The organism is Arthrobacter saudimassiliensis (genome assembly GCF_059090665.1).
Genome location: NZ_JBNHFX010000003.1, coordinates 559,407 through 582,804, shown reverse-complemented (window position 1 = coordinate 582,804; position 23,398 = coordinate 559,407). Strand labels below are relative to the sequence as shown.

General features: G+C 71.1%; 25 protein-coding genes. 11 read left to right on the top strand and 14 right to left on the bottom strand.

The window, feature by feature from the left end:
* Positions 1-81: 81 nt before the first annotated feature.
* The 3 genes from AC5RV6_RS13945 to AC5RV6_RS13935 form a co-directional block, all read right to left on the bottom strand.
* Complete coding sequence (locus AC5RV6_RS13945; protein ID WP_494007922.1) at positions 82-942, bottom strand: alpha/beta fold hydrolase; 861 nt, start codon at positions 940-942, stop codon at positions 82-84.
* Between the two features lie 70 nt (positions 943-1,012).
* A complete protein-coding gene (locus AC5RV6_RS13940; RefSeq protein WP_494007921.1) occupies positions 1,013-2,776 on the bottom strand; it encodes a bifunctional 3-(3-hydroxy-phenyl)propionate/3-hydroxycinnamic acid hydroxylase in 1,764 nt (587 codons plus the stop codon).
* 142 nt (positions 2,777-2,918) lie between these two features.
* Complete coding sequence (locus AC5RV6_RS13935) at positions 2,919-3,608, bottom strand: IclR family transcriptional regulator (RefSeq protein WP_494007920.1); 690 nt, start codon at positions 3,606-3,608, stop codon at positions 2,919-2,921.
* 87 nt (positions 3,609-3,695) lie between these two features.
* Here AC5RV6_RS13935 and AC5RV6_RS13930 point away from each other — a divergent pair, with 87 nt between their 5' ends.
* The gene (locus tag AC5RV6_RS13930) at positions 3,696-5,528 is read left to right on the top strand and encodes a bifunctional metallophosphatase/5'-nucleotidase (protein WP_494007919.1); all 1,833 of its coding nucleotides are present in this window, start codon (positions 3,696-3,698) and stop codon (positions 5,526-5,528) included.
* 13 nt (positions 5,529-5,541) lie between these two features.
* On the opposite strand, the gene AC5RV6_RS13925 is transcribed toward AC5RV6_RS13930, so the two are convergent.
* On the bottom strand, positions 5,542-6,369 hold the full coding sequence (locus AC5RV6_RS13925; protein WP_494007918.1) for a helix-turn-helix transcriptional regulator: 828 nt from the start codon (positions 6,367-6,369) through the stop codon (positions 5,542-5,544).
* Positions 6,370-6,477: 108 nt separating this feature from the next.
* Between AC5RV6_RS13925 and AC5RV6_RS13920 the strand changes: the two genes are divergently transcribed.
* Both AC5RV6_RS13920 and AC5RV6_RS13915 read left to right on the top strand, forming a co-directional pair.
* Positions 6,478-7,032 (top strand): TIGR03086 family metal-binding protein, encoded by a 555-nt coding sequence (locus AC5RV6_RS13920; protein WP_494007917.1) that lies wholly within the window; start codon positions 6,478-6,480, stop codon positions 7,030-7,032.
* 166 nt (positions 7,033-7,198) lie between these two features.
* The gene (locus AC5RV6_RS13915) at positions 7,199-7,624 is read left to right on the top strand and encodes a VOC family protein (protein WP_494007916.1); all 426 of its coding nucleotides are present in this window, start codon (positions 7,199-7,201) and stop codon (positions 7,622-7,624) included.
* A gap of 30 nt (positions 7,625-7,654) precedes the next feature.
* On the opposite strand, the gene AC5RV6_RS13910 is transcribed toward AC5RV6_RS13915, so the two are convergent.
* Complete coding sequence (locus tag AC5RV6_RS13910) at positions 7,655-8,164, bottom strand: VOC family protein (protein ID WP_494007915.1); 510 nt, start codon at positions 8,162-8,164, stop codon at positions 7,655-7,657.
* Positions 8,165-8,296: 132 nt separating this feature from the next.
* Between AC5RV6_RS13910 and AC5RV6_RS13905 the strand changes: the two genes are divergently transcribed.
* The 4 genes from AC5RV6_RS13905 to AC5RV6_RS13890 all read left to right on the top strand — a co-directional run bounded on the left by AC5RV6_RS13905 (position 8,297) and on the right by AC5RV6_RS13890 (position 12,761).
* Positions 8,297-9,100 carry an AraC family transcriptional regulator gene (locus tag AC5RV6_RS13905; RefSeq protein ID WP_494007914.1) on the top strand — a complete coding sequence of 268 codons (804 nt, stop codon included), beginning with the start codon at positions 8,297-8,299 and terminating at the stop codon, positions 9,098-9,100.
* 158 nt (positions 9,101-9,258) lie between these two features.
* On the top strand, positions 9,259-10,323 hold the full coding sequence (locus AC5RV6_RS13900) for an NAD(P)-dependent alcohol dehydrogenase (protein ID WP_494007913.1): 1,065 nt from the start codon (positions 9,259-9,261) through the stop codon (positions 10,321-10,323).
* Positions 10,324-10,431: 108 nt separating this feature from the next.
* On the top strand, positions 10,432-11,127 hold the full coding sequence (locus AC5RV6_RS13895; RefSeq protein WP_494007912.1) for a hypothetical protein: 696 nt from the start codon (positions 10,432-10,434) through the stop codon (positions 11,125-11,127).
* The gene (locus AC5RV6_RS13890) at positions 11,124-12,761 is read left to right on the top strand and encodes a GMC family oxidoreductase (RefSeq protein WP_494007911.1); all 1,638 of its coding nucleotides are present in this window, start codon (positions 11,124-11,126) and stop codon (positions 12,759-12,761) included. Before AC5RV6_RS13895 ends, AC5RV6_RS13890 begins: the two co-directional genes overlap by 4 nt.
* A gap of 120 nt (positions 12,762-12,881) precedes the next feature.
* Here AC5RV6_RS13890 and AC5RV6_RS13885 read toward each other — a convergent pair whose 3' ends face one another.
* Both AC5RV6_RS13885 and AC5RV6_RS13880 read right to left on the bottom strand, forming a co-directional pair.
* Positions 12,882-13,880, bottom strand: coding sequence for an intradiol ring-cleavage dioxygenase (locus tag AC5RV6_RS13885; protein ID WP_494007910.1), 999 nt, complete (start codon positions 13,878-13,880; stop codon positions 12,882-12,884).
* 121 nt (positions 13,881-14,001) lie between these two features.
* Positions 14,002-15,012, bottom strand: a complete 1,011-nt coding sequence (locus tag AC5RV6_RS13880; protein ID WP_494007909.1) for a nucleoside hydrolase — start codon at positions 15,010-15,012, stop codon at positions 14,002-14,004.
* Positions 15,013-15,124: 112 nt separating this feature from the next.
* Between AC5RV6_RS13880 and rlmC the strand changes: the two genes are divergently transcribed.
* Complete coding sequence (gene rlmC, locus AC5RV6_RS13875) at positions 15,125-16,249, top strand: 23S rRNA (uracil(747)-C(5))-methyltransferase RlmC (RefSeq protein WP_494007908.1); 1,125 nt, start codon at positions 15,125-15,127, stop codon at positions 16,247-16,249.
* A 92-nt stretch (positions 16,250-16,341) separates the two neighbouring features.
* Positions 16,342-16,569, top strand: a complete 228-nt coding sequence (locus AC5RV6_RS13870; RefSeq protein ID WP_494007907.1) for a hexameric tyrosine-coordinated heme protein — start codon at positions 16,342-16,344, stop codon at positions 16,567-16,569.
* Between the two features lie 82 nt (positions 16,570-16,651).
* Here the strand turns inward: AC5RV6_RS13870 and AC5RV6_RS13865 are convergent, their stop codons facing one another.
* On the bottom strand, positions 16,652-16,972 hold the full coding sequence (locus AC5RV6_RS13865; protein WP_494007906.1) for a hypothetical protein: 321 nt from the start codon (positions 16,970-16,972) through the stop codon (positions 16,652-16,654).
* Positions 16,973-17,086: 114 nt separating this feature from the next.
* Here AC5RV6_RS13865 and AC5RV6_RS13860 point away from each other — a divergent pair, with 114 nt between their 5' ends.
* A complete protein-coding gene (locus AC5RV6_RS13860; RefSeq protein WP_494007905.1) occupies positions 17,087-17,665 on the top strand; it encodes a hypothetical protein in 579 nt (192 codons plus the stop codon).
* On the opposite strand, the gene AC5RV6_RS13855 is transcribed toward AC5RV6_RS13860, so the two are convergent.
* From AC5RV6_RS13855 to AC5RV6_RS13840, 4 genes are read right to left on the bottom strand one after another with little or no spacing between them, the layout of a single operon-like run.
* Positions 17,662-18,138: a MaoC family dehydratase gene (locus AC5RV6_RS13855; RefSeq protein ID WP_494007904.1), complete on the bottom strand. Its 477-nt coding sequence runs from the start codon at positions 18,136-18,138 to the stop codon at positions 17,662-17,664. The genes AC5RV6_RS13860 and AC5RV6_RS13855 overlap by 4 nt on opposite strands.
* Before the next feature lie 34 nt (positions 18,139-18,172).
* Positions 18,173-19,390 carry an acyl-CoA dehydrogenase family protein gene (locus AC5RV6_RS13850; RefSeq protein ID WP_494007903.1) on the bottom strand — a complete coding sequence of 406 codons (1,218 nt, stop codon included), beginning with the start codon at positions 19,388-19,390 and terminating at the stop codon, positions 18,173-18,175.
* A complete protein-coding gene (locus AC5RV6_RS13845) occupies positions 19,387-20,316 on the bottom strand; it encodes an amidohydrolase family protein (protein WP_494007902.1) in 930 nt (309 codons plus the stop codon). The genes AC5RV6_RS13850 and AC5RV6_RS13845 overlap by 4 nt, the downstream gene beginning before the upstream one ends.
* 9 nt (positions 20,317-20,325) lie before the next feature.
* Complete coding sequence (locus AC5RV6_RS13840) at positions 20,326-21,270, bottom strand: SDR family NAD(P)-dependent oxidoreductase (protein ID WP_494007901.1); 945 nt, start codon at positions 21,268-21,270, stop codon at positions 20,326-20,328.
* A gap of 160 nt (positions 21,271-21,430) precedes the next feature.
* Here AC5RV6_RS13840 and AC5RV6_RS13835 point away from each other — a divergent pair, with 160 nt between their 5' ends.
* A complete protein-coding gene (locus AC5RV6_RS13835; RefSeq protein WP_494007900.1) occupies positions 21,431-21,934 on the top strand; it encodes a MarR family winged helix-turn-helix transcriptional regulator in 504 nt (167 codons plus the stop codon).
* Between the two features lie 93 nt (positions 21,935-22,027).
* On the opposite strand, the gene AC5RV6_RS13830 is transcribed toward AC5RV6_RS13835, so the two are convergent.
* Both AC5RV6_RS13830 and AC5RV6_RS13825 read right to left on the bottom strand, forming a co-directional pair.
* Positions 22,028-23,197 (bottom strand): NAD(P)/FAD-dependent oxidoreductase, encoded by a 1,170-nt coding sequence (locus tag AC5RV6_RS13830; protein WP_494007899.1) that lies wholly within the window; start codon positions 23,195-23,197, stop codon positions 22,028-22,030.
* Complete coding sequence (locus AC5RV6_RS13825; protein WP_494007898.1) at positions 23,194-23,397, bottom strand: ferredoxin; 204 nt, start codon at positions 23,395-23,397, stop codon at positions 23,194-23,196. Before AC5RV6_RS13825 ends, AC5RV6_RS13830 begins: the two co-directional genes overlap by 4 nt.
* Between the last annotated feature and the right edge of the window lies 1 nt (position 23,398).

The window sequence follows — 23,398 nt, the reverse complement described above, 5'->3', positions numbered from 1 at the left end:
AAAAGGCCCCGCGCGCCGTGAGGCGCCCGGGGCCTTTTCGTCGCCGCGCCTCCCGCCCGTGGGCGGGACGGACAGGCCGTCCTAGTTGGTGACGCCGTGGGTGGCCAGGTACTGCTTGATGACGGTGTTGAACTCCTCGGCCCGCTCCACCTGGGACCAGTGGCCGCACTGGCTGAAGATGTGCGCGTCGGCGTGCGGAATGACGTTGAGCAGCTCCCAGGTGCGGGAGACGGGAATGACGACGTCCTGGGTGCCGTGGATCAGCAGCACCGGGATGTCGAGCTTGCGGAGGACGTCGAAGTCCAGCGGCAGGGCCTCGCGGTCCCGGTCCCGGGCCGCGACGACGTCCTGCAGCCGGTCCGAGGCGGTGTCGTTGAGCGCGGACTGGTAGCGCAGGCCCACCAGCTCGTCGGTGACCAGGGACTTGTCCACCACGAACATCTCCAGGGTCTTCCGCACGCCCTCCTCGGTGAGCACCGGGTTGGAGTGGCCCTTCAGCGCCCCGGTCAGCTTAGCGCCGCCGGTGCCCATGGAGACGATACCCAGCAGCCGCTCCGGGTAGTCGATGGCGAACTGGAAGGCCAGCCAGCCGCCGAGGGAGTTGCCCACGATCCAGGTCTTCTCGATGCCCAGGGCGTCCAGCACGCGCACCGCGTGGCGCACCCACTCGCGGATGCCGTATTCGGTGCCCGGCGCGACCACGCTCTGGCCGTAGCCGATCGAGTCGATGGCGATGCAGCGGCCCTGCTCGGCGATCTGCGGAAGGTTCAGCCACCAGTTCGCGGCGGCGGTGACCCCGGTGCCGGAACCGTGCAGGAACAGGATCGGGGTGCCCTCGCCGAGCTCGTGGTAGTGGGTGAGCTCGCCTTCGGCGGTCTCGAGCCACTTGTCCTCAAGGCCGAAGAACGCGTCGGTCTTGTAATCCGGAATCTGGATGGTCATATATACCTGCTCCTGTAATGCTGCGCGCCCGGCCGGGCCGGGCCTGTTAAAAGGGATCCTGCCACCCACGTTAGGCGGCCACCGGCGCGGCCGGGCCGGGCTGTTCCGCCTTCCGGCACGCCGGCTCGAACGACATGGCCGCGAGCACCCCGTCCAGGGTGCGCCCGGCGTCCTGGGCCAGGCAGGCCCCGGCCACGAAGCGGTCCGGGCGCAGGAACAGCACCGGGGTGGGCCGGTCATCGAACCAGCGCTTCAGCCGCCCGGTGACATCGCCGACGACGGTCACGTCCTGGGGGTACTCGGCCTCCGCCCAGCCGCGCTGGGTCTCCGGCACGGCGGCCACGAAGGTCGCGCCGAGCTCCTCCAGCCGGGCCAGCTCCGCCGGGGTGAACAGGCCCTTGGGGTTGTTGCCCCAGGCCAGCACCGTCCACCAGGTGCCCGCGGCGTCGTCGAGCAGCACGTTGGCGCCGTCGCAGCTGTTCACCCGCGGCTGGATGAACTGCACGCCCACCGGGGAGGTGCGGTTGTTGGCGGTGCGCACCGGCACCAGCCGGGACGTCAGGGCCGGGGCGGCCGTTCCGGGCGCCAGCGTGGAGGGATCGACGACGACGCCGGCCCGGTAGCGGGGCATCGGCTTGAACCGCATGTCGGAGAAGTAGGACTTCACCTTCGGCAGCAGGTTCAGGGCGGCGGCGATCCCGTCCCGGGCGCCGACCACCACGGGGTTGGTGGGCTTGATGATCGCGCCGAGGGTCAGCGACAGATCGATCATGGCCTTGGCATGGTCCCGGCGCTCGGCGTCGTAGGTATCCAGGAGTGTGTCGGAGGCCTGCCCGCGCAGCACCGTGGCGAGCTTCCAGCCCAGGTTCATGGCGTCCCGGACACCGGAGTTCCAGCCCTGGCCCATCCACACCGGCATCAGGTGCGCGGCGTCGCCGGCGATGAGCTGCCGGCCGCGGCGGAAGGAGCCGGCGATCCGCCCGTGATGGGTGAAGACGCGCTCGCGGATCACGTTGAGGGCGGACGGATCCGGGACGTGCTCGGCCAGCAGCTGGTGGATGAAGGCCTTGTCGGTGACCTGCTCCTCGGTTTCGTGCTCGAAGAGCATGAACTCCCAGCGGCGGACGGCGTGGGCCAGCCCGATGGAGACGTAGGGCCGCTTGGGGTCCGCGCCGAGGAACACGTTCGGGGTGCCCAGCGGATCGTTGTTGACGTCCACCACCAGCCAGCGGGTGGCGGGGGAGCGGCCGTCGAAGCTGACCCCGAGGCGCTTGCGGGTGGGCGACTTGCCGCCCTCGCAGCCGACCAGGTAGCGCGCCCGGATGCGCCGGACGGCGGTGCCGCCGTCGCCGTCGGGCGCCTCCACCGTGGCGATGACGTGATCGGCGGTCTCCTCGACGTCGACCACCCGGTGGTTGAACTCCACCCGCACCCGCTCGAAGCGCTCCAGCCCGTCCAGCAGGGCGCGGTCCACCAGCGGCTGGACGAAGCCGTTCTTGCGCGGCCAGCCGAAGTCGTCCGCCTTCGGCTCGTTGGTCATGATGACCTTCCCGCGGCCGTTGACCAGGCGCATGATGTGCTGCGGCGTGGTGTGCGGCAGGACGGTGCCGGTCAGGCCGACGGTCTGGACCGCGCGCAGGGACTCATCGTCCAGCCCGACGCCGCGGGGATAGTCGATCAGGTCGGGCAGCTGCTCCGCCACCACGGCCTGCCGGCCGTAGAGGCCCAGCAGGTTGGCGAGCATCAGCCCCACCGGCCCGGCGCCCACGATCAGGACCTCGGTGTCCAGATCAACGGGTTGGGGAACGGTGGCGGCAGGCAGTTCGGTGTTCATGGACCGCTTCCTTCGGGGCCGGGGAGCCCGCAGGCTCCCGAGACGTGTAAATAACGCACTTGACTAGGCGTTAAGTGCAATGAGCGTCATCCCACCATCCGCCGCGGAAGTGTGTCAACCGCCACACCGCCAGGCGGAACGTTTACCGCAGCGCGGCTGAAATCCGCTGCGCGGCGTCGATGATGGCCGCCGGTGCGCCCTCGGCCAGGTCCTGCCGGTGGGTGATCAGGTTCAGGCAGGCCGGAGCGCCGGCCCCGGCGATGGGCGCCGCCACCCCGTAGGCGCCCGGTTCCACCTCCCCGAACGTGAGGGCATAACCCTGCTCCCGGGTGCGCCGCAGCTCCGCCGCGTCCCGCTCCGAGGGCACGGCGCAGGCCTGCAGGGCCCGCCCCGCCGCCCCGCGTTCCAGCGGATGCCGGCTGCCCTGGGTGAAGGAGATGTGATAGCTGGCCCCGCGCGGGGCGCACACCAGCAGGGCCACGGCGTCGGCGCCTTCCTGGACCAGCAGGGACACGGTCGCTCCCAGCTCGTTGGCCACCGCCTCCATGACCGGCAGGGCCGCCGCCCGCATGGCCGAGTGGGCCGACGTCGACAGCTCCAGCAGGCCGGCAGCGCCGCGGTAGCGTCCGTCGGCGCCGCGCCGGACCAGCGCCTCGTCGTCGAGCGTGTTCAGGATGCGGTAGGCGATGGTCCGGTGCACACCCAGCTGCTCGGCCACCTCCTGCACGCTCAACCCGTCCCGGGCCGCGGCGACGGCGCGCAGCACCCGCAGCCCGCGGGCCAGGGTCTGGGAGCCGGCGGTGCGCGACGGAGCGCTGGATGCGGTAGCCATGCCGCCCATCCTAGTGACTTACCCGCCCCGGCCTGCCGACGGGTCAGGCCGGATCGGCCGGAGAGGACCGGCCGGTATCCTGTGCGTGTGTCCGTTCCGCCACCTTCCGGCTCCGCCGCCGCCGCGCCGACCGCCGTCCTCACGGTCCTGGGCACCACCGACCTGCACGGGCACGTGGAGAACTGGAACTACTACGAGGACGGCGAATACCGCGACGAGGCGGGCAACGCCGTCGGCCTGGCCCGGCTGGCCACGCTGATCCGCCGGATCCGGGCCGAGCGCGGGCCCGAGGCCACGCTGCTGATCGACGCCGGCGACACCATCCAGGGCACCCCGCTGACCGACTACTTCGCCTCGGTGGAACCGATCACCGCGACCGGCGGGCCGCATCCGCTGGCCGCCGCCATGAACGCCGTCGGGTTCGACGCCGCGGCGCTGGGCAACCACGAATTCAACTACGGCCTGGACCTGCTGCGGGCCTTCGAAGCGCAGCTGGAGTTCCCGCTGCTTGGCGCCAACGCCGTGGACGAGGCCACGGGCGAGCCGGCCTTCCCGCCCTACCTGCTCACCACCCTGCACCCGGCCGGCGCGCCGCCGGTGCGGGTGGGCGTCCTGGGACTGACCAACCCCGGCGTCGCGGTGTGGGACCGGGCGCACGTGGCCGGACGGCTGCGCTTCCCGGGCCTGGTCGAGCAGGCCCGCCGGTACGTGCCCGAGCTGCGCGCGGCCGGCGCCGACCTGGTGCTGATCAGCGCCCACTCCGGGCTCGACGGCGCCTCCTCCTACGGTGACGGCCCGCCGCCGGAGAACGCGGCGGCGGAGCTGGCCGCCGAAGTGCCGGGCATCGACGCGGTGCTGGTGGGCCACGCGCACCGGGAAATCGAGGAACACATCGTCCTCAACCGGCACACCGGGCAGCCGGTGGTGCTCACCGAGCCGCTGTGCTTCGGCATGCGGCTGTCCGTGCTGACCTTCGACCTGGCCTACGAGAGCGCCATAGAACACCGGGGCACCACTCAGCCGGGCGCTCCGGCGCCCGGCGGACGGGATGTGGGCCGCTGGCGGGTGCGGTCGGCGTCGGCCCGGCTGCTGAACGCCAACACGGCGGACCCGGATCCGGAGGTCAGCGCGGTGGTCCGCCGCCAGCACCGGCGGGTGCTGGACTACGTGAACACCCCGGTCGGCACCGCCGTCGCACCCCTGTCCGCTGCCGAGGCGCGGCTGAAGCCCACCCCGGTCATGGAACTGGTACACCGGGTGCAGGCCGGCGCGCTGTCCCGCGCGCTCGCCGGCACCGCCGACGCCGGGCTGCCGGTGCTCTCGGCCGCCTCGCCGTTCAGCCGGCGGGCCGTGCTGCCGGCCGGGCCGGTGACCATCCGCGACATCGCCGGGCTGTACCTGTTCCCCAACACGCTCTCCGGGGTGGAACTGACCGGGGCGCAGCTGCGGGACTACCTCGAGCATGCCGCCCGCTACTTCCAAAGGCCGGATTTCGCCGCTGTCGACGGCGCCGCCTCCGGCCCGGTCACGGCCGGCCCCACAGCGCTGGACCCGGCAGCCCAGGATCCGGCGGCGCTGACCAACGCCGACGGCACCGCGGACTACAACTTCGACGCAATCTCCGGGCTGGACTACGACATCGACCTCGCCCGCCCGGTGGGGGAACGGATCCGGAACCTCACCCACCAGGGACGCCCGGTGCAGGACGGGCAGCGGTTCGCGCTCGCGGTCAACAACTACCGGCAGTCCGGCTCCGGGAACTATCCGCACGTCGCCCGCGCCCGGCTGCTGGCCCAGACTCCGCAGGAGATCCGGCAGCTGCTGATCGACCACGTCCGGGAGCAGGGCCGGCTGGACCCGGCCGACTATCCGGCGTCGAACTGGCGGCTGGTGTACGACGGCGTGCCGCTGATCCCCTGAGCAGCCCCCTGGTTCAACTGCTTCGGCGGGCGATGGCGGCGAACTCGCCGGGGCTCCACCCGGTGGCGGCGCGGAAGTCCCGGGAAAAGTGTGCCTGGTCCGCGTAGCCCAGCTGCGCGGCCAGCCCGCCCAGGGTGCCGCCGCCGCGCAGCAGGGTGCCGGCCTCCTGAAGCCGGCGCTGCCGAATGAGCCAGCGCGGGCTGACCCCGAGGAACCGGGCACACAGACGCTGCAGGGTCCGCTCCCGCAGCCCCAACACCGCGCACAGCTGCGCCACGCCGGAGATGCCCGCGTCCTGCTCCACCCGCTGGACCACCCGGTCCACCAGCGCGCCGTCGCCGGCCGGTGCAGGCAGCTCCGCGAGCCGGTCCGCCGCCAGCCGGCACGCCGCCCGGTGCGCGTCCTCGCTGGCGGGGTCGCCCGCCATCAGGGCCCGGACGGCGGGCACCAGATCAGCCAGCAGCGGCACACCGTCCAGGTCCAGGTGCCGGTCGGTCAGGGACGCGACGTCCTGCCCGAGCAGGGCCCGGCCCGCGTTCGGGGCCAGCATCACCCCGAACGTCCACCCGGCGTCGGCCAGCGGCATGCGGGCCGCCGTCGTCCGCGGTCCGAGCAGCCGCGCGTAGCCGGCGGAGATGCTGAGCAGGCACACCGGATAGGTCAGGACCCGCTGCTCGCGAACCTCCCCGGCGGGAACGTTCCACACCGGAATCCAGAACACCCGGATCCACGGCCGCGCTGCCGGCGTCGGTTCGTAGCGGTGCATGCGGACGGAACGGTCGCGGGGATCCCGAAGGTGCCCACGGAAGATTTCGGTCCCCGTTCCGGCGTCGAACACCATTCGTCCCCTTCCACTGCGGCAGGCTGTCGGGTTTGTTCAAGACATGCGCTCCGGCTCCGGCCTAGCCTCAGGGAACCGGAATCCACAGGGGAAAGGCAAGGGAAGATCATGACCGAAGCTCTTCGAATCTGGCGGCGGCGCGCTGATCCGTTCACCGCCGTGGTCGACGCGGCGACCGACTGGAACGCCGCAACCCCCTGCACGGACTGGGCAGCCCGGGACGTGGTGGACCATGTCGTTGCCACCGAGCGGGACTTCCTGGCCGAGCACGGGCTGCTTGACGGCACCGGGGCGGAACGTCCGGACGGGACCGAGAACAACCCGGTGCAGCGCTGGCAGGAGCATGACCAACTGGTGTCCGACCTGCTGGCAGATCCCGCCGTGGCGGAACGGGAGTTTCCCGGCTACTTCGGCCCCAGCACCATCGGCGAGACCCTCACCGGGTTCTACGGCGTAGACCTGCTCATCCACCGCTGGGACCTGGCCGCCTCCCAGGGTCTGGACGCGCTGCTGGGGAAGGAGGACCTCGCCGCGATCGACGCCGCGGTGGACGGCTTCGGCGAGCAGGCCTACTCACCGGGCGTGTACGCCCGCCCGGTTCCGGTGCCCGACGGCGCCGGCACCCTGGCGCGGGTGCTGGCCCGCACCGGCCGTCGCGCGTGAGGAGGCCAGCCTGGCCGAATGTGGCCCGGCTGAAGCTCGACTTCAACCGGGAGTAAGAGCACGCACCGGCCGGCCGGCTTTCAAATACTGCCTTCCAACCGGCCGGATCGAGGCGCATACTTTTGGCGCATCAGCAACGGTCCGTTCAGCGCCTAAGGAGACAGCTATGCCCACCGCTATGAATCCCTACCTCAGCTTCCGGGACAACGCCGCCGAGGCGATGGCGTTCTACCAGAACGTCTTCGGCGGAACCCTGGAGAGCAGCACGTTCGCGGAGATGAACGCCAGCGAGGACCCGGCCGAGGGGGACAAAATCATGCACTCGGCGCTGACCACCGACGAGGGGTTCGTGTTGATGGCCTCCGACACGCCGAATGGGATGGACCTCGATACCGGCAACAACGTCACCATCTCGCTCAGCGGCAACAACGGTGACGCCCTGCGCTCCTACTGGGACAAACTGCTCGACGGCGGCCAGATGACCCTGCCGCTGGAACAGGCACCCTGGGGCGACGTATTCGGCATGGTCACGGACCGGTTCGGCACCAACTGGATGATCAGCATCGAGTCCGACGGGTCCTCCGGAAGCTGACCCGCGGGCCGGTAGCCGGCCGGAACGCGGCTACGAGGACTGCCGGGCCGCCCACTCCGCGACCCGGCGGGCGCTTTCCTCCTCGGAGAGGTCCTCCACCCGGGTCATCAGCGACCAGCGGACGCCGAACGGGTCACGGATGCTGGCGTAGCGGTCTCCGGAGACGAAGGTGTCCAGCGGTTCGCGGATGGCGGCGCCGGCCGCCTCGGCCCGTGCCACGACCTCATCCGCGTTGCTGTAGTACAGCCCCAGCGAGTAGCAGTCGGCGTCGCCCTCCGGCGCACTGACCAGCCCGAAGTCTGGGTTTGGTTCGCCCAGCTGCAGATGCCCCTGCCCGAAGTCCAGATCCGCGTGCACGACGACGCCGCCCATCTCGGTCACGTCCATCACCCGGGCGCCAAACACGGTCCGGTAGAAGTCGATGGCCTGCCGGGCATCCTGCACGGCGATGAACGGTGTCAGACTGGTGGCCCCGTGCGGGATGCCCTTGGTGGTGTGCTGTCCGGTGGCACCTTGGGTGCCGGTTTCATGTGTAGTCATGACAGCAGGCTAGGAACGCCCGCCGGGCGGCGGCTAGGAAAAAAGCGACCGGCCTGCCCGACGCCGGTGCGGCGCGCCTCTGCCGCCAATTGCGGGCGGCGGCAGGCTGGAGAGGCGGAGAGGAGCGCCTGGGTGGAGCAGGAATGGCGCGGGATGCTGTATCCGACGCGGCTGCCCTCCTTCCACCGGCTGCCCGCACCCCCGGCGCTCGCCGACAGGGTCCGCTGGTTCTGGATTCCGGAGTGGAGCCTGGCCCCGGGGCGGACTTCGCGCCAGGAGGTGCTGCCGTTTCCGGCGCTCAACCTGGTGGTGGAGCCCGGCGGCGTGAGCCTGTCCGGCCCGGCGACCCGGCGCTCCCACCGCGACCTCACGGGAACCGGGTGGGCGGTCGGGCTGCTGCTGCGTCCGGCCGCGGTGCCGCACCTCACCGACGATCCGCAGGCGCTGCGGGACCGGGAGATGGACTATCCGGCGCCGGAGCTGCACGCCGCGGTCAGCTCCGCGATGGCGGGCGGCGGGCCCGGCGATGCTGACGACGGCGCCGGGCGGCGGGAGCGGGCCGCAGCGGCGGCGGCCGCCTGGCTGACCGCCGTGGTGCCGGCGCCGGACGCCGACGGAGCCCTGGCGAACCGGCTGGAGGACCTGGTCCAGTTCACCGCCGCAGTGACCCGGGTGGACCAGGCCGCGCAGCTGCTGGGCATCTCCGCGCGGACCGCGCAGCGGCTGGCCCGCCGGCACGTGGGGCTGCCGCCGCTGGCGATGATCCGCCGGTACCGGCTGCAGGAGGCGGCCGAGCGGCTGCGCACCGAGACCGGGGTGACGATCGCCGACGTCGCCGCCGACCTTGGCTACGTGGACCACGCCCACCTGACCGCCGACTTCCGCCGGGTGCTGGGCTTCACGCCCAGCAGCTACCGGCGCAGCGCCAACGGCTGAGGCCGCCAATGGCCGGAGAAGCATAGTCGGGTTCCTCCGCCCTGAACATTGCCGCTGCGCCGCCGGCGGCAGCTGCGGGCGACTTCGCAGCCACCCGTTGACCCGGCCGGCCCCCGGGAAGAAACTGGCCCCACTGCTGAGCTGACGAAGGAGTGGGCGTGAAGGCTGTCCGTGTGCACCGCTACGGTGAGGATCCGCAGATCGACGAGGTTCCGGAGCCGGTGGTCGCCGGGCCCTGGGACGTGCTGATACAGGTGGGCGCCGCCGGGCTCTGCCGCACCGACCTGCACGTGGTGGAGGGACAGTGGGAGCAGATCCAGCGCCCGCAGCTGCCCTACATCCTGGGCCACGAGAACGCCGGCTGGGTGGTCGACATCGGCCCGGCCGTCACCAACGTCGCTCCCGGGGACACAGTGATCATGCACCCGGTGGTCACCTGCGGGGTCTGCGACCCGTGCCGCACCGGCAACGACTCGCACTGCCAGGACTCCGCCTTCCCCGGGCTGAACGCCGACGGCGGGATGGCAGAGTACCTGCGCACCAACGCCCGCGCCGTCGTGAAGCTGGAGGACGGCACCGACCCGGTGGAGATCGCCGCGCTCGCCGACGCCGGCGTCACCGCCTACCATGCAGTCCGCAAGGCTGCACCGCTGCTGGGACCGGGCACGCACGCCGTGGTCATCGGTGCCGGCGGGCTGGGGCACATCGGCGTCCAGGCGCTGGGGGCGCTGACCAACGCCGACATCACCGTCCTGGACTTCTCCGACGAGGCGCTGGCCCTCGCAGCGGCGCTCGGCGCCGACACCGTGCTGAACCCGCGCGACTTCGACGGCCAGGACAGCGCGGTGATCAACGCGGTGCTGGGCGCCACCGACGGCGGCGCGCACGTGGTGTTCGACTTCGTCGGCGAGCACGGCACCGAACAGACCGGCCCGGCGATGCTGCGCAACGGCGGCAGCTACTACGCCATCGGCTACGGCGGCACCCTGAGCATTCCCACCATCGACCTGATCTCCCGGGAGATCAGCATCGTCGGCAACCTGGTGGGCACGTATCAGGACCTGGCCGAACTGATGACCCTCACCGCCGAGGGGCAGATCAGCCTCACCACCGTCCCCTACCCGCTCGACGACGCGGTGCAGGCCATGCACGACCTGACCGCCGGCACCATCACCGGCCGCGCCGTCCTGACCCCGAACAGCGTGGCCTGGCCCCGCCGCTGACCCGGCCGCCGCGCCCCCGGCCCGCGACCGAGGCCACCAAACCCGGCACGGCACCACCTGCGCCGCCCGACGCCGCGCGGCGCACCCGCATCACAGGAGGAAAACCGCATGACCTATCCAGCCAAATACCCCACCCTGAACCAGACCACCCTCACCCCGGAGGCACGCAGGATCCTGGAACGCATTGTCCGCGTCGCGTTTCCGCATCCGAACTTCCCGGACAGTGCCTATGAGCGGCTGGCGGACCGGATCGTCACCGAGGCCGAAGGCTCCACCTGGTTCCGGGTGGTGCTCACCCAGGGCCTGATCGCGCTCGGCGCCGAATCCGAGGAACCCTTCCTGGACCTGCCCGAGGAACGTGCCCTGGCCGTGCTGCGCCGCGTCGCGGACCTGGAGTTCTTCGGGTTCATCCGCCGCACCGCCGTCCTGAACCTCTACGACGACCCCGAGGTCTGGCAGGTGCTCGGCTACGAGGGCGAGTCCTTCTCCAAGGGCGGCTACCTGCACCGCGGCTTCAACGACCTCGCCTGGCTGCCCAGCCCGCGGGTGGAGGAATACGACGGCGAGCCGGTGCCCGACGTCGGACCCCTGCCGTACGCCGTCGACACCCCGGGCAGTCGCCCGCTGCGGGTGCGGGAGAACGCCCCGCAGCGCGACGAAGCCTCCGGCTCCAAGGCCGCTGCGGCGGCCGGCCCGGCACCGGAATCAGGCACGACGGCCGAGGCAGGGGCCCTGCGCGGCGGCGGAGACGCTGCCGGCGGAACCTCGGCACCGGCCGCATCCACTGAAGGAGGCAGCAAATGAGCAGCGAAGCCAACGGCGGCGGCACCGGCAGCAGCGGGGGACAGGGGAGCACCCGCCCCGCCGGCTCCGCCGACTTCAGCCACGATGACAGCTCGGTGGTCGTCGTCATCGGTTCCGGTGCCGGCGGCGGCACCCTGGCCCATGAGCTGACCGGCAAGGGCGTGAAGGTGGTGCTGCTCGAGGCCGGGCCGTACCTGACCAACGAGGACTACGTGAACAACGAGTGGGAGGCCTTCAACCAGATGGCCTGGCTGGACCCGCGCACCACCTCCGGGTCCTGGCGGATCGCCCGCGACTTCCCGAACCTGCCGGCCTGGATCGTCAAGGCCGTGGGCGGCACCACCACGCACTGGTCCGGGGCGACGCCGCGGTTCAAGGAGCACGAGTTCCGCACCCGCAGCACGTACGGGCGGATCGACGGTGCGAACCTGCTGGACTGGCCGCTGTCGCTGGCCGACCTGGAGCCGTACTACGACCGGGCCGAGCGGAAGATGGGCGTCACCCACCGGCACGGCCGGCCGCCGCTGCCGGCGAACAACAACTACAAGGTCTTCGCCAACGGCGCGGAGAAGGTCGGCTACCGGCACTACGCCACCGGCCCCTACGGCACCAATGCCGCGCCCTTCGACGGGCGGCCGGCCTCCATCCAGGACGGCTTCAATTTCCAGGGCGACAAGAACAAGTCCAAGTGGTCCATCCTGGTCTCGGAGCTGCCCAAGTCGCTGGCCACCGGGAACCTGGACCTGCGCCCCGGCTGCCACGCCGTGCAGATCACCCATGCCCCGGACGGGCTGGTGGACGGGGTGGTCTACGCCGACGCCGAGGGGAACCTGCACCGGCAGGCCGCGCGCGCCGTCGCCGTCGCCGCGAACGCGATCGAAACCCCGCGGCTGCTGCTGCTGTCGGCGTCCCCGCTGTTTCCGGACGGGCTGGCGAACTCCTCCGGGCAGGTGGGCCGGAACTACATGCGCCACACCACCGGCAGCGTGTACGCCCAGTTCGAGCAGCCGGTGAGGATGTACCGCGGCGAGACGATGGCCGGACTGATCGCCGACGAGTCCCGGCACGATCCGGACCGCGGTTTCGCCGGCGGCTACTACATGGAGACCATCTCGCTGGGCCCGGCGTTCCTGGCCAGCTTCGTGGATCCCGGCGCCTGGGGGCCCGGGTTCGCCTCCATCCTGGACGGGTACGAGCGGACCGCCGGGATGTGGATCGTGGGCGAGGACATGCCGCAGGAAACCAACCGGATCACCCTGAACACCACGGTCACCGACCCGCTGGGCCTGCCGGTGCCGAACGTGCACTTCGACGACCATCCGAACGACGTCGCGATGCGGAACCACGGCTACGGGCAGGGCGAGCTGATCTATGAGGCGGTCGGCGCGGTCTCCGCGGTCCGTACGCCGCCGTATCCGTCCACGCACAACATGGGCACCGCCCGGATGAGCGAGCGGCCCGAGGACGGCGTGGTCAACGCGTTCGGGCAGGCGCACGACGTGCCGAACCTGTTCATCTCCGACGGCTCGCAGTTCACCACCGGCGCGGCGGCGAACCCGACGCTGACCATCGTGGCCCTGGCGATCCGGCAGGCCGAGTATCTGGTGGAGCAGATGGGGGCGGGGGAGATCTGAGCTCAGCCGCCGACGGCGGGCCAGACAAAGCGGGCCCCGGGCACCGTCCCTGGGGGGAGGACGGTGCCCGGGGCCCGGTCCGGCGGCTGCGGGCCCGGCCCGGCAGCTGCCGGCCCGGCCCTAGCCGTTCGAGGAGTCCGGAACCGGGCCGGCCGGGCGTTCCCCGCCGGGCGGTAGGCCCGGTGCTCCCGGCCCTGCGCCTTCGGGAGCTGTGCCGCCGGAGCCCGGCGCCCCGCCGGGGGGTGCCCCGCCTGCACCCGGCCCACCACCGGGCGCCCCGCCGCCGGTGGGCTCAGTGCGGGTGTCGACCGCGACGTCCAGGGAGATGGCATAGCCCTGTTCTACGCTCCCGGTGGCCGCGGCCAACTGGCTCGCGCCGCCGTCGTCGCCGAAGACGCTGTCGCCCGCCAGCGTGACCTGGGACAGAGTACGCACGGACGCCTCGTATCCGGCGGTGGCGTAGACCGCCCTGCACACGTCTTCCGGCAGCGCGACCTGGGAGGTGGCGATGGCGTTGGCGGAATCGGTGATGGACGCCGTGTCGGGATAGACCTCGAAGTGGATGTGCGGCCAGCGCCCGCTGTAACAGGCCGGGAAGATGCTGGTGAAGCGGACCTTGCCCTCGTCGTCGGCGATCTGGACGCCGCGCAGGTAGTTCTGGTCCTCCACGCCCTCGGAGTAAAGGGAGTACAGCCCGTCGCGGGTGCAGTGCCAGACGTAGACCGCGACGCCGGCGAACGGTGCGCCGCCGTTGGCCAGGTCCGTGATCGTCAGTTCCAGGGTCATGGGAACGCCTTCAGCCGTGCCGGTGTACTCCCCGAAACTGGAACGGATGTCGCTGCGGACAATGCCCGATTCCTCCAACACATCGGGGCCGTTGGACCCGTCGCCCGGATAGGGTCCCGCCGTTTCATCCGGAATCTCCCCGCCACCGGAGGCGGTGTCCGCCCGGGTGGGGCTGCAGGCCGCCAGACCCAGGGCGACGGCGCCGAAACCGAACGCCTTCAGCACGTTCCGGCGCTGGAGCAGCGTGCCGACGTCGAAGGCCAGGCCTTGATCCTCCAAATCCTCCTCCGGGCGGGGAAGCGGACGCCCCTGATACTCCTGCTGCTCGGCCATGTGTTCTCCTCCTGCTCTGCGGGCGGTTCGCCCAAGACCAAAAGTAGGACCCGATGCTCGGCGAAAGCTGAGCGACCTGGCTCACTGCTGAGCGACCTGGCTCACAGCGGAGCGACCCGGCTCACTGCGGAGCGCGGCCCACCGCCTCCAGGAACGTCCGGGCCATCAGGTCCCGGTCCAGGGAGAACGCGACGTCGACCAGCGGCACCGTGGCGGCCAGCCCGTGCTCCTCCTCCTCGCCGGCGAACGGGCGGCGGTCCACGATGGTCTGGCCGCGGCCGGGGCCAAAGAGCTGGACCTGCACCGGGAACGGCCGGGCCGTCACCGTGCCCGGGTCGGCGAGCAGGCAGGCTGCGCCGGCGTCGCCGATGGTCACCGCCTGCAGCCGGTCCGTGTCCTCGGGCAGCCCGGCGTCGACCGCCCGGGCCCGCGCCGCCCGGGTGAGCAGCGCGCCGGCCAGCGCGGCGCCGGCGTCGTCCGCCGCCGCGAGGGCACGGAAGTCCGCCGGCTCCACGGTGGCCTGCAGGAACACGTCCAGCCCGTACATGGTCACCGGCACCTCGGCGCCCAGCACGACGGCCAGCGCCTCCGGATCGTGCCAGGCGTTGAACTCGGCCACCGCGCTGGCGTTGCCCAGCCCGGCGGAGCCGCCCATGAACACGATCCGTTCCAGCTTCCGCGCCGTGGCGGGATAGGCGCGCAGGAACAGCGCCAGGTTGGTCAGCGGGCCCAGCCCCAGCAGGGTCACCGGTTCGGGGCAGTCCTCGACCGTGCGGCGGATCAGCTCCACGGCGGCCAGCGGCGACGGTGCGGTGCCGCTGCGGGGCAGCTGCAGCCCGCCCATGCCGCCCACGCCGTGGAAGCCGTGCGCGTGCCGCGGCTCGTTCAGCAGCGGCCGCTCCGCGCCCCGGGCCACCGGAACGCCGGCGGCTCCGGCCAGGGCCAGCACGTCCAAGGTGTTGCGCAGCACCTGGTCGACGTCGGTGTTCCCGGCCGTGCAGGTCACCGCGCGCAGATCGCTCCCCGGGTGCCGGGCCAGGAACAGCAGGGCGAGCGCATCATCGGTGCCGGTGTCGACATCGGCGATCACCGGCGTCGGGCGCACCGGGGCAACAGCGGAAGGGATGGACACGGGCAGCTCCTGGGGGGTCGGGACGACGCCTTTGAGCATACGGCGCTGCCGCACCTTCGCCGGGCCGGGCGGGGAGATCCGGGGCGAGGAGCGAGGCTAGAATTAACTGCCCATGGAATGCTCCTATTACGACGCCGGCCGGTGCCGCTCCTGCACCCTGATGGGTACCCCCTACCCGGCGCAGCTCGGGGGCAAGCAGGCGCACTGCACGAAACTGCTCGCCGATTACCCGGATCTCGAATGGCTGCCGCCGCTGGCGAGCCCCGAAACCGGGTTCCGGAACAAGGCGAAGATGGTGGTCTCCGGCACCCTCCGCCGGCCCAACATCGGCATCCTCGACGCCGACGGACACGGCATCGACCTGCGCCGCTGCGGCATCTGCTCACCGGGGCTGACCGCCGCGTTCCCGGTCCTGTCGCATTTCATCCGGATCGCCGGGCTGGTGCCGTACGACGTCGCCGCCCGCACCGGCGAGCTGAAATACCTGCTGATCACCGAATCCCCGGACGGGAAGCTGATGGTCCGGTTCGTGCTGCGCAGCGACACGCTGCTGCCCAACGTCCGCGAGCACCTGCCCGGGCTGCGGAAGCGGCTGCCGCAGCTCGCCGTCGCCAGCGTGAACCTGCACCCGGAGCACAAGGCCGTCACCGAAGGTAAGACCGAGATCCTGCTGACCGAGCAGGCCACCCTGCGGATGGGCATCAACGGGCTGGACCTGTTCCTGCGCCCGCAGGGCTTCTTCCAGACCAACACCGAGGTCGCCGCCGCGCTGTACCGGCAGGGCCGGGACTGGGTGGACGAGGCTGCCCCGGCCAGCGTCTGGGACCTGTACTGCGGGGTGGGCGGGTTCGCGCTCAGCGTCGCCGACGGCAGCCGCGACGTCACCGGCATCGAGATCAGCGCCGAGGCGATCACCGCCGCCGAAACCAGCCGGGACCGGGCCGGGCTCTCCCGGCTGCGGTTCGCCGCCGGGGACGCGACGGCGTTCGCGCTGAACTCCGCGCAGGCACCGGAGCTGGTGATCGTGAACCCGCCGCGGCGCGGCATCGGCGCCGAGCTGGCCGGCTGGCTGGAAGGCTCCGACGTGCGGCACGTGGTGTACTCCAGCTGCAACGCGGTGTCGCTGGCCAAGGACCTGGCCCGCATGCCGTCCCTGGCCCCGGTCCGGGCCCGGGTGATGGACATGTTCCCGCAGTCCACCCACTACGAGGCGATGGTGCTGCTCGAGCGGCGGTAGGGCCGTTGCCGGGCCGGAACCTTGTGCCGCGTCAGGATCGCTGGCGACACTGGAAGCACGACGCCGATATCCGCTTCCCCAGGACGGTCACCATGGAACTCGTTCCCGGCAATTCCCTGATCTGCGCCACCCCCGAGGAGGGCCGGCAGCTCGCGGTGCAGATGGCCCTGCAGACCGCCTTCGCCATCCAGCCCGACCACGGCGTGCAGGAAATGATCCGCTCGGCATATGCGAATGAACCGGACGGGCTGATCGCCGCGGCCCACGTGGTGGCCATCGAGTACGCGACGATCGCCGCGGCCAACAACTACTGGCGCTAGCGTCCGCGCAGCACTGCCGGGCGCCGCACCGCAGCACCGGCACGCCCGGCCGCCGTGCCGGCCTGGCCCGCCGCGCCCCGTCTCAGCCGAGGGCGTCGTACGAGGTGATGATGGGCGCGTGCTCGCCCGCGTCGAACCAGGGGGTCGCGTCGCTGAGGTTCGCGGACTGCATGTCGGCCAGGATTGCGGATGCGGGACGGGAAATCCGATAGACCGTCAGGTAGCGCGGCGGCTGGCCGTCAGCGTGCGTGCGGAACCGTTCAGCGGCCTCGATGCCCGGGACGCGCTCCCGGATTTCGGCAAGGTGGGTGTTGTCGTACCAGGCGTTGAACTCCGCCTCGTCGACGCCGGCCTGCGGCGTCGTCGTCACCAGCATGACGCCGGAATAGGTGGTGTGGTCCATGGAGGCTCCTTCACATCATCGGGAGGGCAGATCCGGGCCAGCCTAACCGACGGTCTTCCCCCGCGTGGTGCCCAGTCCCACCGTTGGGGACCGGCATGCAGTAGGCTCCCGCGCATGGGGAATCCGCTGACTGACGACGCCGACCACCATCTCTATGCCCGGCCGCGGCCCGGGCAGAACCGGGACTGGGTGGAGGTGGTCGACGACGGCGGCGGGCCCGGCCGGAGCCAGGGCTCTGCACCCGGATCCGGCAGGCAGCACGACGGCCAGGCGGCTGACGGGGGATACGACACCCTTGCCGGAGATTCGCCGGAGGACGCCGTGACAGACGGCGGAGAGGCCGGCGACGGGGTGGCGGGACGCGGCCCAGGTCGGAGGTTCCGCTTCAACCCTTATCTGGCCGCGGCCTGGGCGGTGATGGCGTTGGTCCTGGTGCCGGGCCTGCTCTGGGTCACCGGAATCCTGCGGCAGCCCCAGTTCATGACGATAATCGAGCCCGGCACCGGCCGTTCAGTGGAGAGCCCGTCAGCGATCATCGCCATGCAGCTGTACCAAATCGGTCCTTTTATGCTTCTCCTCGGCCTGCTCGGCGCCGCAATGCTGCTGGCCTTCCACGGCCTGATCCACGCCCTCAACGCAGGGCGCCCGGCCCCGGCGGCAGCCGGAACCGGGCGCGCGAGCCGGCGGCCCTAGGCGTAGAACCGGTTCAGGAACGTCGCCACCACGGCGGGCCGCTCCTCGCCCTCGATCTCGATGACGGCGTCGGCCACCAGGTGCACGCCGTTGCCCTTGACCTCCTGCACATCGGTGATGGTCACGGTCATCCGCACCCGAGAGCCCACCTTCACCGGGTTCGTGAACCGGACCTTGTCCAGGCCGTAGTTGACCTTGGTCTTCACGCCGGTGACGTCCAGCAGCTCGGTCCACATCGGAATCAGCAGCGACAGGGTGAGGAAGCCGTGCGCGATCGGGGCGCCGAACGGGCCGTCCTTCGCCTTCTCCGGGTCGGTGTGGATCCACTGATGGTCTTCGGTGGCGTCGGCGAAGGTGTTGATCTGCTCCTGCGTGATTTCACGGTACTGCGAGTAGCCGAGGTTCCGGCCGGCCAGGCTGAGCACCTCCTCGAAGGGCACGACGACGGCGGGCTGGGTCTGGATCTCGGTCATGGGAGTCCTTTCGGCGGTTGGTTGGGAAAGCGGTTCAGGCGAAGGCACTGAAACCGGTGAGGGAGCGGCCGACCACGAGTGCATTGATCTCATGGGTGCCTTCGTAGGAGTAGACGGCCTCGGCGTCGGCGTGGAAGCGCGCGACGTCGGCGGCCAGGGTGATACCGTTGCCGCCGGCCAGCTCGCGGGCCAAGGCGACGGTTTCGCGCATCCGCCGGCTGTTGCCCATCTTCGCCAGCGCCGAGTCCTGGTCCCGGTAGATGCCCTGTTCCTGGCGGGCGGTCAGGGCGGCGGCCACGGCCAGGGACGCGGAGACGTTGTCGAGCATGCGGGCCAGCTTTTCCTGCACCAGCTGGAATCCGCCCAGCGGTTTGCCGAACTGTTCCCGGCCCCGCACGTAGCGCAGCGCCGCCTCGTAGGCGCCGGCCTGCAGCCCGGCGGCGATCCAGGCCACGTCGGAGCGCATCGCCCGCAGCATGGCGGCCACGTCCCGGAAGGAGTCCACGCCGCCCAGCCGCCGTTCCTCGGGCACCCGGACGCCGTCGAGCCGGATGTCGGCGTTGTGGATCATCCGCAGCGAGGTCTTGCCCTCGATTTTCCGGAGCGTCACGCCGGGAGCCCGGCGGTCCACCAGGAAGCCCTTGACCCGCCCGTCCGCTTCGTCCCGGGCAAAGACGGCCAGCACATCGGCGGTGTCCGCGCCGCCGATCCAGCGCTTCGCGCCGTCGAGCACCCACCCGTCGCCGTCGCGCCGCGCCCGGGTGGCCAGCCCGCCGGCAATGTCGGATCCGTGCTCCGGTTCGGTTAGGCAGAACACCCCGGTCATTTCGAACCGGGTGATCAGCGGATCCCAGGCGGCGAACTGCTCCGCGGTTCCGCCGACCCGGCAGGCCGTGCGGAACAGTCCGGCCTGCGCGTTGTACAACGTGGCCACGCTGGCGTCGGTGCGGGCCAGCTCGAAGTTCCGGAACCCGTGAAACAGCAGGGACGGCTCCGCACCGGCCCGGGCCACCTCCTGCGGCTGCATGAGCTCCAGGTCCCGCAGCGCCGGCATGATCCGGTGCGGAAACTCGCCCTTCTCCCAATGCCCGGCCAGCAGCGGATACACCTCGGAATCGAGCACGGCCCGGAGCCGGCGCAGCGGAGCCCGCTCGGCGTCGGTGAGCCCGAATTCGAGGCCGTAGGGGTCGCAGTCCGGATACAACCGGCCGGTATCGGCGGCGGTGTCCGCAACGGTGTCGACGGCGCTCACGCACGTGCCCCGGCGGCGGCCCGGCTGGCCTGTCCGGCCGGAATGCCCGAGTCCAGGCCGAGCAGGCGCACCGCGTTGGCCTTGAGGATCTTCGGTCGCACCTCGTCCTTGAAGCTCTGCTGCTCAAAGGCGCCAAGCCATTTCTGCGGGGTAATCAGCGGATAGTCGGTGCCGAAGAGCACCTTGTCCTGCAGCATGGCGTTCGAGGCCTTCACCAGGGACTCCGGGAAGTACTTCGGCGACCAGCCGGACAGGTCGATCCACACGTTCGCCTTGTGCGTGGCGATGGAGTTGGCCTCCTCCTGCCAGGGCACCGAGGGGTGCGCCATGATGACCTGCAGGTGCGGGAAGTCGGCGGCCACGGCGTCGAGCAGCAGCGGGTTCGAGTACGCCAGCTTGATGCCGTACCCGCCGGGCAGGCCGGCCCCCATGCCGTTCTGTCCGGTGTGGAACAGGGCGGGGACCTCCAGTTCCTGGATCGCCTCGTACAGCGGATAGAAGCGCTGGTCGGAGGGGTCGAAGCCCTGCAGCGAGGGATGGAACTTGAAGCCCCTGACCCCGTACTCCCGGACCAGCAGCTTCGCGCGTTCGACGGCGGCCGCTCCCTGCAGCGGGTCCACCGACCCGAACGGAATCAGCACGTCGTTGTTCCGTGCGGCGCCCTCGGCGATTTCCTCGACGGAGTTCGGTTCGTGGCCCAGCGCGGTGGTCGCGTCCACCGTGAACACGACGGCGGCCATCCGCCACTCCCGGTAGCGCTCGGCGATGGTGTCCAGCGAGGGGGAGCGGTCCTCCGCCTTGAAGTACTTGGCGCTGGCCTCCATCAACGCGGGTGGCAGCGAGGCATGCCCGTGGTCGGAGCACTCGATGTGCACGTGCATGTCGATCGCGTCCAGGGCCGCCAGATCCAGCCCGTATTCGTACATCCGGTGCCCCTACTGCGCGGCCGGCTGCAGCTCGGCGGGCAGCGGCGGGAAGGTCTCGCCGACCGGGGCCAGGTGCCCCTCGGCCAGCTGCGGGAACCGTTCGGCGAGGGCTTCGTAGCTCCAGCCGCCGTCGGCGTATTCGGTGACCGTCGGCGCGGGGTGGCTGAACAGCTGCAGGCGGTCGCCGCCGGCGCCGATGGCCTGGCCGGTGATGCCGGCGGCGGCGTCCGAGGCGAGGTAGGTGATCAGGCCGGCGACGTCGTCGGCGGTGCCGAAGCCGAGGTCGTGGCGGAAGAACGCGGGCATGGCATCGCCGCGGTCCTGCGCTTCGATGGCGGCGGCGAAGTAGGGCACGGTGCGCGTCATGGCGGTCGCGGCGACCGGGATGACGGCGTTGGCGGTGACGCCGGACTTCTTCATTTCCAGCGCCCAGGTGCGGACCATGCCCACGATCCCGGCCTTGGCGGCGGCGTAGTTGGTCTGGCCGAAGTTGCCGTACTGGCCGGTGGGGGAGCCGATGGCGATGATGCGCCCGGCCACGCCGTTCTCCTTGAAATGGCGGTAGGCCTCGCGCACGCAGGTGAACGTGCCGCGCAGGTGGACCTGGATGACCAGGTCGAAGTCCTCGTCGGTCATCTTCAGCAGCGACTTGTCCCGCAGCACGCCGGCGTTGGTGACCAGGATGTCCAGGCCGCCGAAGGCGGCGACGGCGCCGTCCACCAGGGCGCGGGCGGCCTCGGTGCCGCCCACGGCGGCGACGAAGGCGGTGGCCCGCCCGCCGGCGGCGGTGATGGAGTCCACGGCCTGCCGGGCGGCGTCCTCGCTGACGTCGTTGACGACCACGGCCGCGCCCTGCCGGGCCAGCTCCTGTGCGTAGGCCAGGCCCAGGCCCTGGCCGGACCCGGTGACGACGGCGACCTTGCCGGCGAGGGGAGCCGTGTTCTGCTCTGCCATGGAAACTCCTTTGGTTACGTGGCCGGCGGAAGGACCCTGCCGCCGCCTTCAGCCATTCGACCCGTATTAGTTGAAAAAGTCAATGATTAAGGATCTCCATTTATGTTGGATCATTGGATCTCCTACACTGGAACCTCAGTCGACCACCGGAGGAAAACCAATGCCCGTGCCGCCATCCTCGGAGGCCGCCCCCGGCGTCGCGCCCGTCGAAGCGGATGACCGCCTCGAACAGACCGCCTTAGCCGCGGAACCCTTCTTCCTGATGGCCCGGGCCTCCTCCCGGGGCTCCGCAGCCGCCAACCGGGTGCTCGCGGACCTGGATTTGAAGGTGCGCTCCTACTCCGTGCTGGCGCTCGCCTGCAGCGGCGGGGAGCCCACACAGCGGGAGCTGAGCCAGTTCCTCGTCCTCGATCCCAGCCAGATCGTGGCCATCATCGACCAGCTGGAACGGCGCGGGGCCGTTGTGCGGCGCCCGGACCCCCGCGACCGCCGCTCCAAGATCATCCTTGCCACCGAGGCGGGGCAGAAACTGTACGCCGAAGCCAGGCAGCGCGTCGCCGAGGCCTCCGACAGATCCCTGGCGGTCCTGACCGCCGATGAGCAGAACCAGTTGTTCCGCCTGCTGCGGAAAGCCGCCTTCCCGCGGGAGGCCGGCTCCGCCTGAGCGGCGGCGGCGCCGGCGAGGCAATGCAGGACCCGCGGTCAGCGCTCCAGCTTCCAGCTGGCCAGATGGGGGCAGCCTGCTCCGGATGGCACGTCACCCCACGTTGGAAGCCAACAAGGCAGCCTCGGCATGCACCAGCTGTTGCCAGACGCGCAGGTCGCGCGTCGGGGCGTTGACCCCGACGATGCCTACGAGCCGGTCCTGTGCACGATGCGCGACGATGAAGGTGCCCTCCGACTCTGACCCGGCGACGACCTCGGTTTCATCGCCTTCAATGACTGCCCCGTGGACCTGGACCCTGGTGTCGAACTGGTGTGACCATGCGTACGGCACCGAAAAATACTCATCACCCTGCCGGCCGTCCAGCTCAGCCAGCAGCGTGCGCGCGGAGTGCGCCCCCTGCCGGGTGGCGTTGGTTCGGTGTTCGACACGCATCTGCCTTCCGTAGGCCGGATTGAACCAACGGGCGACGTCGCCGGCTGCGACGATTCCCGCCGCCGCGGAGCAGTCCGCGGAGCACAGGACCCCGTCATCCAACGGCACTCCGCTGCCGTCGAGCCACTGCGTCGTCGCAACCGAACCGGTGCAGGCGACAACGACGTCGGCGGCCAGGCGCGTGCCGTCCGCGAGTCCGACACCGCCGGCGTCGACCTGGATGACGCGTATGCCGGAGCGCACGTCGACGCCGTGGGCGGCGTACAGGGAAGCGAGGTGGCGCGACACCGGTAAGCCAAGACGCGCCAAGAGGCCGGGGCACGAGTCCAGCAGGGTCACCCGGCACCCCCGTGCTGCAGCGGCCGCGGCAAGCTCCGTGCCCAGGAAACCTGCACCGGCGATGATCACGCTCGCTCCGGGCAGCAGCCGCGCGCGCAGACGTTTGGCATCCTCGAGGGTGCGCAGCGTCAGCACACCGTCGTCGCCAGGACTCACGGGAGCGACTCCGGTGGCGATGACAAGCCCGTCGAACGTGAGCTCGTCACCGCCATCGAGAGTGACGCTGCGGTGCGCGGCGTCGGCAGCAATCGCACGCCGCCCCAGCAGGAAATCGGCATTTAGGGCCGCCAGGTGGGCGTCGTCCCGAAGCCACAGCCGGGCCACATCCCAGGGGCCGTCCAGCGCCTGCTTTGACAGCGGCGGGCGGTCATAGGGGACATGCGGGTCTTCCCCGACAAGCGTGAGGGCGCCGTCGAATCCCGATCCCCGCAGTTCCTCGGCGGCGGCCAGGCCTGCGGCGGAGGCTCCGACGATCACGATGTGGGTCATCGAGCGACCAGGCGCAGCGCCGCTGCCGGGCAGAGCATCACGGCTTCGCGTACGCCGGCCAGCGACTCCTCTGCTGGCTCCTCGGTCAGCACAATCGCAATTCCGTCGTCATCCCGCTGGTCAAAGACATCGGGGGCGACCATCACGCACAGGCCTGATGCCACGCATCTGGGCGCGTCGAGTTCTACTCGCGTTGCCACA

Excerpts from the sequence above, each read along its gene's own strand:
- AC5RV6_RS13945 (WP_494007922.1), bottom strand. The coding sequence starts at position 942 with ATGACCATCCAGATTCCGGATTACAAGACCGACGCGTTCTTCGGCCTT.
- AC5RV6_RS13940 (WP_494007921.1), bottom strand. The coding sequence starts at position 2,776 with ATGAACACCGAACTGCCTGCCGCCACCGTTCCCCAACCCGTTGATCTG.
- AC5RV6_RS13935 (WP_494007920.1), bottom strand. The coding sequence starts at position 3,608 with ATGGCTACCGCATCCAGCGCTCCGTCGCGCACCGCCGGCTCCCAGACC.
- AC5RV6_RS13925 (WP_494007918.1), bottom strand. The coding sequence starts at position 6,369 with ATGGTGTTCGACGCCGGAACGGGGACCGAAATCTTCCGTGGGCACCTT.
- AC5RV6_RS13920 (WP_494007917.1), top strand. The coding sequence starts at position 6,478 with ATGACCGAAGCTCTTCGAATCTGGCGGCGGCGCGCTGATCCGTTCACC.
- AC5RV6_RS13915 (WP_494007916.1), top strand. The coding sequence starts at position 7,199 with ATGCCCACCGCTATGAATCCCTACCTCAGCTTCCGGGACAACGCCGCC.
- AC5RV6_RS13910 (WP_494007915.1), bottom strand. The coding sequence starts at position 8,164 with ATGACTACACATGAAACCGGCACCCAAGGTGCCACCGGACAGCACACC.
- AC5RV6_RS13895 (WP_494007912.1), top strand. The coding sequence starts at position 10,432 with ATGACCTATCCAGCCAAATACCCCACCCTGAACCAGACCACCCTCACC.
- AC5RV6_RS13890 (WP_494007911.1), top strand. The coding sequence starts at position 11,124 with ATGAGCAGCGAAGCCAACGGCGGCGGCACCGGCAGCAGCGGGGGACAG.
- AC5RV6_RS13885 (WP_494007910.1), bottom strand. The coding sequence starts at position 13,880 with ATGGCCGAGCAGCAGGAGTATCAGGGGCGTCCGCTTCCCCGCCCGGAG.
- rlmC (WP_494007908.1), top strand. The coding sequence starts at position 15,125 with ATGGAATGCTCCTATTACGACGCCGGCCGGTGCCGCTCCTGCACCCTG.
- AC5RV6_RS13870 (WP_494007907.1), top strand. The coding sequence starts at position 16,342 with ATGGAACTCGTTCCCGGCAATTCCCTGATCTGCGCCACCCCCGAGGAG.
- AC5RV6_RS13865 (WP_494007906.1), bottom strand. The coding sequence starts at position 16,972 with ATGGACCACACCACCTATTCCGGCGTCATGCTGGTGACGACGACGCCG.
- AC5RV6_RS13860 (WP_494007905.1), top strand. The coding sequence starts at position 17,087 with ATGGGGAATCCGCTGACTGACGACGCCGACCACCATCTCTATGCCCGG.
- AC5RV6_RS13855 (WP_494007904.1), bottom strand. The coding sequence starts at position 18,138 with ATGACCGAGATCCAGACCCAGCCCGCCGTCGTCGTGCCCTTCGAGGAG.
- AC5RV6_RS13845 (WP_494007902.1), bottom strand. The coding sequence starts at position 20,316 with ATGTACGAATACGGGCTGGATCTGGCGGCCCTGGACGCGATCGACATG.
- AC5RV6_RS13840 (WP_494007901.1), bottom strand. The coding sequence starts at position 21,270 with ATGGCAGAGCAGAACACGGCTCCCCTCGCCGGCAAGGTCGCCGTCGTC.
- AC5RV6_RS13835 (WP_494007900.1), top strand. The coding sequence starts at position 21,431 with ATGCCCGTGCCGCCATCCTCGGAGGCCGCCCCCGGCGTCGCGCCCGTC.
- AC5RV6_RS13830 (WP_494007899.1), bottom strand. The coding sequence starts at position 23,197 with ATGACCCACATCGTGATCGTCGGAGCCTCCGCCGCAGGCCTGGCCGCC.